The following is an 8,770-nucleotide window of genomic DNA, read 5'->3' as shown; positions in this document are numbered from 1 at the left end:
TGTATCTGGTGCGGAGCCAATACGAAGTCCTTTTTGCTCAACAAGCTTAAGCAGGGCCTGTCCTTCCTTCAAAGAAAGAACAGACAGCTTTTCTGAATAAATGTGTTTGCCAGATTCGAGTATCTGGCGGCTTATGTCCTAGTGGATAGATTGGTCTCTTGGTCGACTACAATAACAATCATCGCTATCACGAGAGCCTTGAAAAGGTGATGTGGGCTGAGACCTATTTCTAACAAGATAGTTAGATTCGATAACACAGGCAAATGAATAAACGTCGAACACCCTGTTATTTGAATGCCAATCTTGTCAAACTTCATTTGATGGCGGACAGTTTAACTATGATGTGGAATTTGCTCTCTGGCTTTTGGCTGTTAAGTCAACATTTTCCTGAAGTGCTGCCGTTGATCACCAGCATTGGATGCTGCTGGTGATTGACTGTCGCGTTGATACCACGTTTTCTAAGAATTTCGACCTCCAGCAAGCTAAGAGCGTCTCAACTTGTCCAGTTTTGGCGCTCTTTCTGGTAGCAAGCCGGAGCGATATCGTTGCAGAACGAACTGCAGGAATAGGCCAATAAGCAGCATGCGCATGTAGGAGGATCGGGTTGCCCACTCAGAGGGGAGGAAGCCTGTTAGGATCTCTGTCATTGACCAGATCGCCCAAACGACCAGTGCCCCTGCAATGGCCCCTTTGTTGTTTCCACTTCCTCCGGCAATCAACATCACCCAAGCAAGAAATGTTATCAGAATTGGCTCAGTTGCGTCGGGGCTGAAATATTTGAAGTAGTGCGCACTCAGCGCTCCTGCCAACGCCATAAAGATTGCCCCGATTACAAACGTTTGCGTGCGGAAAGAGTGAGTGTCCTTGCCGATGGATTCTGCTGCATCTTCATTATCGCGGATTGCTCGCAAAACCCGGCCCCACGGACTTTTGTGGAGGCGCTGAGAAATGAAATAAGTCAGCAACACGATTATCCAAACGAAAAGAACAAAGACAATTTCGGCTGTTTGTCCTTTGAACATCCCTTCAAAGGGACGTGGGATGTTGGAAACTCCCAAACTCCCGTTAGTCAGCCACTCCTCGTTTACAATGACAAGCCGGATGATCTCTGCAATTCCAATTGTTGCCATGGCGAGGTAATCGCTTTTGAGAGAAACGCAAAGCCGTGCAATGCCCCAGCCAACAAGACCTGCAATGACAGCTGCAACGGCCATGCCTACAAAAATGGGTTGCTGTAACCCTCCAACATTGTTTGATGCTGCCGTGGAGGTGATAATAGCTGCTGAGTATGCGCCGATAGCGTAAAAGCCAGCAATCCCGGCATTAAACAAGCCGCCAAACCCCCATTGGATGTTAAGCGCAAGGCAAATTACAGCATAAATGCCAGCCATGGTGAGGAAGGAAACGAAATAGAAGAACAGCCCTGTGAGTTCCATCAAAGTACCCTTCCTTTTAGTAGGCCTTGCGGACGGAACAACAACAGCGCCAACATGATGATAAAGGCAATTGCGCTCTTATAACTGGGCGAGATGATCTCTATCTCCATGATTGGAAACGTGCAAATCTCTTCTGCAACGCCAATAATCAAGCCTCCCAGCATAGCTCCTAAGGGGCGGCCAATTCCGCCCAACAAAGCTGCTGCAAACATAGGTAACAGCAAGTTCCAACCCAGGTTTGTATGGATGTCCGTATCCAACCCCACAAACACACCACCAATGGCAGCCAGGCCACCTCCAATTAGCCAAGTCCATCGAATGATTTTTTCCGTATCCAGCCCGGCAATCCGCGCCAGTTCTGGGTCATCCGCAACCGCTCGCATGGATTTCCCCGTTTTAGAATAAGAGAGGAAGAAATGCAGCGTGATGGCAATAACGACTGTAAACGCGATGATTTGCATATGCCGAAGAGCGATGCGGAGACTATCAAAAAAGATAAGCGGTTTTTGAAAGCCGACCACATAGACTTGAGAGTCTGTGCCCCACAATAACTGGATGGCTGAACGCAAAATTAGAGCAACCCCAAAGGATGCGATGACAGTGTAGATGCTCGGTAGATCTCTCAGTGGTTTATAGAAGGCCTTATCCAAAAGCACTGCCACCAGAGCCGTCCCGACAACGGCGATCGGAATAGCGGCAAGTGCTGGAACACCAAGTGTCCAAACAGCAGTCAGCGCTATGTATGCGCCAGTCGTCATTAAGTCGCCATGAGCAAAGTGTGCAAAGCGCAGAATGCCAAAAATCATTGAGATCCCGACAGCGCCCAATGCATAAATGCTGCCAAGAGTTATGCCCGGTATGAGGTAATAGTTGATGAAATCAATCATGCTGGCAGCCCCCCACCGAGAAACGCATGCCGCACCTCATCATTGGCCAGAAGGTTTTTGCCCGTATCCGTATATCCGTTCTTGCCGTTCACCAGCACATATCCCATATCAGCGATGCGCAGGGCTTGTTTTGCGTTTTGCTCAACCAGCAACACAGAGATGCCGGCTTCGCGAATTTGCTGGATCAGATCAAAGATCCGTTCCAGATAAGCAGGCGACAACCCAGCTGTCGGTTCATCCAACAGCAACAGCTTTGGATCGCTCATCATCGCTCTTCCGATGGCAACCATTTGTCGTTGGCCACCAGAGAGCTGCCCCGCTGGCTGGTTCAGTTTTTCTCGAAGGTCTGGAAACAGTGTGAGGATCATATCCAATGTCGCAGCTGGATTTTTCGGTGGTGCTGCATACGTTCCCACCTGCAAGTTTTCACGCACTGTCAAGTTTGCAAATACATTGCTGGTTTGCGGAACGGCAGAAATGCCCATGGGAACGAGGTCCGCAGTTTTAACGCCAACAATCGATTGCCCCATGAACTCTACGGAGCCAGAAAAATACTTATTGAGTGCGAAGACTGATTTTAACAAAGTGGACTTGCCAGCCCCATTTGGTCCCACAATTACCACTATTCCTTTCAAATGAACGCACAAATCAACGCAATGAATAATAGGCGTTGCACCATAGCCTGCAGTTAGATTCTGGATGCTCAAAATCGGATCAGGCATGGGCACCCTCATATTTGCCGCCACCGAAGTAGGCCTCTACCACGCGCTCATCACGCTTAATTTTCTCGATGGTTCCTGTTGTTAAAACAGTGGCCTGTGCCAGTACGACAACCTCGTCGCAAAGCCGCGAGACGTAATCCAGATCATGTTCAATCAGGCAGAAGGTGTAGCCGAAATCGTCATTCAGCTGTTGGATCTTCACAGCGATCTTACTAAGTAGGCTGCGGTTTACGCCTGCGCCGATTTCATCCAGCAAGATGACTTTTGGTGTCTGCATCAAGGTTCTGCCAAGTTCGAGCAGCTTCTTTTGTCCACCAGAAAGGTTTCCTGCTAGTTCATCTTGCAGTTTCTCAATCTCCAGAAAGCGCAGTGTTTCCATAGCTTTATCGTATGCCGCATGCTCTTGCTTTTGAAAGATGGAGGGGCGGAAAATTGCATTGAACACATTCTCTCCGATGGAGCTATCCGCTGCGACCATCAGGTTCTCAACCACAGTCATACGTGAGAATTCGTGTGCTAGTTGGAAAGTCCGATAAAGCCCTTTGCTCTGACGTTTGTGTGCTGGCAAGGAAGTAATGTCTTCTCCATCAAGAAAAATTTGGCCGCTGCTTGGCTGAAGTAGGCCAGCTATCATATTGAAAACAGTAGTCTTACCCGCGCCATTCGGCCCGATGACTCCCGTAATTTGGCCCGTCGGAATTGAAAATGAGCAGTTGTGAACGGCAGTTAATCCACCAAATCGTTTTGATACATTCTCAAGCTGGATCATTTGTATTCCCAAAATCTCATTGACTGCACCATCATGACACGGTCCAACATGACCAGGCCCAGAAGAGCCCGGTCATTACTCGGTGAAATTCAACCTCTTGTGGTAGAGGTCTGAACTAATTGAAGATTTTGGTTTGCTTGTAGCTGTCGCCTTCGACGACATACTTGCCGATATAACCCGCTACATCTCCATTCTCATCAAACTCGTGGGCCCCAGAAACGCCCTCGTAATTGATGTCTTTGCCCGCAGAGATCAATTCACGGGCTTTCGCCCATTCACCCGGACCAACAATCTCACCTGGTGCATTGGCAACCGAACGAAGTGCATTTTTTACGGCGGCGCGATCGGTTGAACCTGCTTGTTGAATTGCCAACGCAATCAACATGGTAGCGTCATAGGCCTGATCAACAAATGGCTTGTCAGATCCGCCGCCAAATGTCTCGTCAAACCGAGCATGGAACGCTTCTGTAGCTGCATTTGAGCTCGGGGAACTTGGTGAGGTAAAGAAGGAACTGGCAAGAGCTTCTGCACCAATTTGCTGAATTAAGATGTCATCCCGTAGACCGTCTGTACCAATGAACTTCTCGAAGAAGCCATTTTCCAATGATTGCTTGACGATCTTCGCGCCACTGCCAGCTGCATAAGCAATGACGACAAGTGCATCAGCACTGCTGGATGCCAAGGTCGCCAACTCACCACGGTATGAGTTTTTCTTGTCTTCATGCTTGGAGAATTTGGTGACTACCCCTCCCAACTTCTCGTATTCAACCTTAAAAGTGTTACCTATGCCGACGCCGTAGTCATTGTTAACATATGTAATTGCAACCTTTTTAAAGCCTTCTTCCAGAACTGCACGCGCCAGCACTTTACCTTGATAGTTGTCGCTTGGAACAATGCGGTAGACATAGTCGTTGTCTTCCAAATTGGTCATGCTTGGTGCTGTCGCTGTTGGAGAAACCTGAAGCACGCCGTTTGGAATAGCAACCGCATTTGCCGCAGCGATGGTGGCGCCAGAAGACAGTGCCCCCATGATCGCAACAACGTTCTCAATGTTTACCAGTTTACCTGCAGCATCAACCGATGGCTGTGCAGATGCTTGACTGTCCGCAACAACAAGCTTCATGGTTTGCCCATCCAACAAACCGCCGCCTTTGTTCACGTCCGCCTCTGCCAGTTTTGCCCCGTTGAGGATTGGTGGAATAAAGTTGGCAAGAGGCCCCGTCACGCCCATCAATGCCCCAACTTTAATATCTTCGGCCCCAGCCAAACCTGCAAATGTTATGCATGCTGCTGTCGTCAGCATCAAAAGAGTCTTATTCATAAATCCCTCCCATTGCATTGCACCGTCGGAAGGCTTTGGCCTCATTGATTTCAGCTATCTCCTCCAATATCGGAGATTCTTACTGCTACAAACGGCGTAATACGTAAAAACACTTGCATATGCGCAAGATGCTGTCAATCACCTCTCCAGAAGTGCAAGTGTCCTCACAGACAGCTGTTTTCCTGTTTTGATGGTAGGGAAATATCATCAGAAGTCACTCACTTGTTCTGACCTCTGAGCCAAATACTATTTCATATTTCAATTATGAAATTCTCTTGCACTAATGAAATTAGTCATTCTATTGTGTGGCACAACACTTATATGCACGAACAAACAAGTAATCAAAATGAGCGAGGCGTTATCTATTTTGCGACGTGAAACAAGTAATACGGCAGCGATCTCTCGGAAGCCTACGAACGCAAAGAGGCAAGAGAAACTGCACATTGGCGAGCGTGTGAAAACCTTCCGCAAAGCATTGCAGTTATCACTCAGTGAGCTCTCAATACAGACTGGGATTTCAGAGGCGACATTGTCCCGAGTGGAGAATGATCAAACGCTGATGAGTGCTGCTAATCTTTATGTTTTGTCGCAAGCTCTCAATGTAGATATGTCTGCATTTTTTGAAAACCCGGCAAGTCCGGCTCGCAGTGGTATTCGCAGTATCACGCGCAAAGGGCAGGGCGTTTTTCTGGAGACAGAACGCTATAGTGCGCAGGTGTTGAGTAACGACATCACCAACAAAATGATGAACCCAGCCATTGATATTGTAGCAGGGCGAACTCTGGAAGAGGTTGGCGGATTACATGCTCATCCGGGTGAAGAGTTTTTGATTGTGCTGGAGGGAAACTTGCATTTGCATTCAGAACACTATGGCCCTCTGCTCCTGGAGGCTGAAGACTCCATCTATTTCGATAGCTCAATGAAGCATGCTTACGTTTGTGCAGGCGATACTCCGGCGCGTATTTTGGTAATCGCGACGATTGATGCCACACACCTCAAAAGTGAGGGTGAATAAGCACCACGCGTTCAATTTTATTTATCACATTTGAAATTCTGGGAGGGACGTCAAGTGGCACAATTAGAAACCAAGACAGATCATATTGCATCTGCTGAAATACGGTTGCCAACCAACGATCTAAAGGAGGACTTGCCGTTTTTCAGCAAGATCCTCGGTATGAAGCTGGATATGATTTTCCCAGCTGACAATCCTGCCATTGCGGTGATGTCTGGTCACGGTCTTCGGGTACGCCTGGAAAAAGGAGCATCAGAACAACCAGGAACACTGCGTTTGCTATGCAAAGAGCCTGCTGATTTTGCTGAAGGGCAAACCGAACTAATCGCGCCGAATGGCACTAAAATTGAGATTGTTGACGCCTCTCCAGCACTGGAAATGCCCAAAACCCAACACTCTTTCATAGTCAGGCATATGATTGACAATGATCCTTGGGTGATTGGTCGCGCTGGTATGCAGTATCGTGATCTGATCCCGGATCGTCTGGGTGGCAGTATTATTGCCTCTCACATCCGCATTCCAGATGCAGGTCCTGTTCCGGATATGGTGCATTATCACACCGTTGGGTTTCAGTTGATATTTTGCTATCGCGGCTGGGTCCGGCTTGTTTATGAAGATCAAGGTGAGCCATTTATCCTCAAAGCTGGTGACTGTGTTATCCAACCTCCAGAGATCCGGCATCGTGTACTGGAATCCTCTGGTGAGCTCGAAGTAATTGAAATTGGCGTTCCGGCAGAACATATTACCAGCATTGATCACGAGATGGACTTACCGAATGGAACCGTCAATCCAGAGCGTGAGTTTCAGGGCCAAAAATTTGTTCATCATCAATTAGATAGTGCCATATGGCAGCCCCATCGCCTTGACGGCTTTGAATGCAGAGATACAGGCATTGGCTTAGCAACTAAACAGGTTGCCAATGTACAAGTCGCCTGTGCAACGACGGGGCCAACTGGGGCTGTTACCAGTCACACCTCGGATATCTTGTTTTCTTTTGTCATGGAAGGCAGCGTTACGCTGGTCAATGAAGAGGGTAAAGCCCATCAACTCAAAGCTGGAGATGCGTTTGTCATACCACCGGCGATGAAAACATCACTGTTGAATGGTTCTGATGATCTCGAGATTTTGGAGGTTTCTTTGCCGGGAGGCTTTGAGACCAAGCTTCATGACGCTACCTCCTAAACGGCTTCGCTGCCTCCATACATCCTATTGTGAAGATTGGAAATTCAGTGAATTATCAAGATATTATAGCTCTTGACGACAATGATCCGCTCAAACACTGCAAGGAGTTGTTTGAAGAACGGCCTAGCGTCATACATTTAGACGCGAACTCTCTTGGATCTATGCCAAAGTCAGTTCCGGCGCACCTTGCACAGGTGTTTCAAAGTGAATGGGCTGATGAACGCAGCGCGAGTTGGGCAGCGGCCAGCTGGATGGCCCGGCCTATGCAAATTGGTGCTGCGATAAGTCGCTTAATTGGTGCTGCTCCAGAAGACACGCTTGCCTATGATAATACCACTCTAAACTTGTTTAAGTTGCTGACGGATGCGCTGAAGCTTAATCCGGATCGCCAGGTGATTTTGAGCGAGAAGACCACATTCCCTACCAATCTTCACGTAGCGCAAGGCTTGGAGAACGCACACAGCGACCAGCTGAAAGTTGCCTATGCGGACCCAGATTTGGACATTCTTGATGCCATCACTGAGGATGTTGCAGTCGTTTATCTGTCACAAGTGGATTACCGCTCTGGGCGTCGTTTCAACATGGAGCAAATCAACACCAAAGCCCGTTCTGTGGGTGCATTAACACTTTGGGATCTTTCTCATTCTGCGGGTGCTATTCCGCTGGATGTTGAGGGCACACAAACAGATTTTGCGGTTGGATGTGGTTATAAGTATTTGTGTGGCGGTCCCGGTGGTCCTGCATGGTTATACATCAACAAAAAGCATCAGAATAAGATTTGGCCGGAGATCTCAGGTTGGATCGGTCATGCAGATACATTTTCATTTTCTGAGCAATTTGAACCAGCTGAAGGTGTTCTACGCCACATGACCGGATCTCCGCAGGTGATTGCAAATGAGATTTTTTGGTGTGCAGCAGAGATCTGGAATTCGGTTGACCCGCATCAGGTTTGGGCTAAGCATCGTTCTTTGAGTGAAACACTGGTTACGCTAATCAAAGAACAATGCGGTGATTTTGGTGTCCAACTTGCGTCCCCTGAAAATTACGATGAACGCGGCGGGCATGTATGCGTTCGCATTCCGGGAGATGGGAGCAAAATCGTTGAAGCGCTTAAGAAGAAGAACATAACCTCTTCTTTCCGTTCTCCGAATGCAGTGAGATTTGGTCTGTCACCGCTCTATCATTCACACGCAGATTTGTGGGAGGCAACACAACAACTTCGTGCTGTTCTGGAAGAGCAGGCAATGGCTACGCAAGCCTGATTTGTAAGAGGGGCGTTTCTGCGAGACGACAATTTCGTTGATTGCAGCTCTCCTCTGATCGAGTTTGCTAATGTTTGATTACTGAGAAGAACAGTGTTCAGGCGGTGAGAACAGGTTATTATGATCAGCAAAGATCAACTTACCACAACAGTTATCTTGTTGGGTTCTAACAGATTTCT

8 protein-coding genes are annotated in these 8,770 nt (G+C 48.0%); 3 read left to right on the top strand and 5 right to left on the bottom strand.

The genetic code is table 11. The annotated features are described in order from the left end of the window. Positions 1-482: 482 nt before the first annotated feature. The 5 genes from PsWM33_RS04660 to PsWM33_RS04640 all read right to left on the bottom strand — a co-directional run bounded on the left by PsWM33_RS04660 (position 483) and on the right by PsWM33_RS04640 (position 5,135). Positions 483-1,436, bottom strand: a complete 954-nt coding sequence (locus PsWM33_RS04660) for a branched-chain amino acid ABC transporter permease (RefSeq protein ID WP_063299396.1) — start codon at positions 1,434-1,436, stop codon at positions 483-485. Beyond that, entirely contained in the window at positions 1,436-2,323 is an 888-nt protein-coding gene (locus PsWM33_RS04655) for a branched-chain amino acid ABC transporter permease (RefSeq protein ID WP_063299395.1), read from the bottom strand. Before PsWM33_RS04655 ends, PsWM33_RS04660 begins: the two co-directional genes overlap by 1 nt. Beyond that, positions 2,320-3,045 (bottom strand): ABC transporter ATP-binding protein, encoded by a 726-nt coding sequence (locus tag PsWM33_RS04650; protein ID WP_063296532.1) that lies wholly within the window; start codon positions 3,043-3,045, stop codon positions 2,320-2,322. The genes PsWM33_RS04655 and PsWM33_RS04650 overlap by 4 nt, the downstream gene beginning before the upstream one ends. Next, entirely contained in the window at positions 3,038-3,814 is a 777-nt protein-coding gene (locus PsWM33_RS04645; protein ID WP_063296533.1) for an ABC transporter ATP-binding protein, read from the bottom strand. Before PsWM33_RS04645 ends, PsWM33_RS04650 begins: the two co-directional genes overlap by 8 nt. A gap of 115 nt (positions 3,815-3,929) precedes the next feature. Then, entirely contained in the window at positions 3,930-5,135 is a 1,206-nt protein-coding gene (locus PsWM33_RS04640; RefSeq protein WP_063299394.1) for an ABC transporter substrate-binding protein, read from the bottom strand. Between the two features lie 346 nt (positions 5,136-5,481). Between PsWM33_RS04640 and PsWM33_RS04635 the strand changes: the two genes are divergently transcribed. From PsWM33_RS04635 to PsWM33_RS04625, 3 genes are read left to right on the top strand one after another with little or no spacing between them, the layout of a single operon-like run. Then, positions 5,482-6,150, top strand: coding sequence for a helix-turn-helix domain-containing protein (locus tag PsWM33_RS04635; protein ID WP_063296535.1), 669 nt, complete (start codon positions 5,482-5,484; stop codon positions 6,148-6,150). 54 nt (positions 6,151-6,204) lie between these two features. Beyond that, positions 6,205-7,329 (top strand): cupin domain-containing protein, encoded by a 1,125-nt coding sequence (locus tag PsWM33_RS04630; RefSeq protein ID WP_063299393.1) that lies wholly within the window; start codon positions 6,205-6,207, stop codon positions 7,327-7,329. 47 nt (positions 7,330-7,376) lie between these two features. Beyond that, entirely contained in the window at positions 7,377-8,591 is a 1,215-nt protein-coding gene (locus PsWM33_RS04625; RefSeq protein ID WP_063299392.1) for an aminotransferase class V-fold PLP-dependent enzyme, read from the top strand. The last annotated feature ends 179 nt before the right edge of the window (positions 8,592-8,770 follow it).

The sequence above is a fragment of the Pseudovibrio sp. WM33 genome (assembly GCF_001623165.1).
Classification (GTDB): Bacteria; Pseudomonadota; Alphaproteobacteria; order Rhizobiales; family Stappiaceae; genus Pseudovibrio.
Note: the sequence above shows the minus strand (reverse complement) of the source record. Positions and strands in the feature narration are given on the sequence as shown.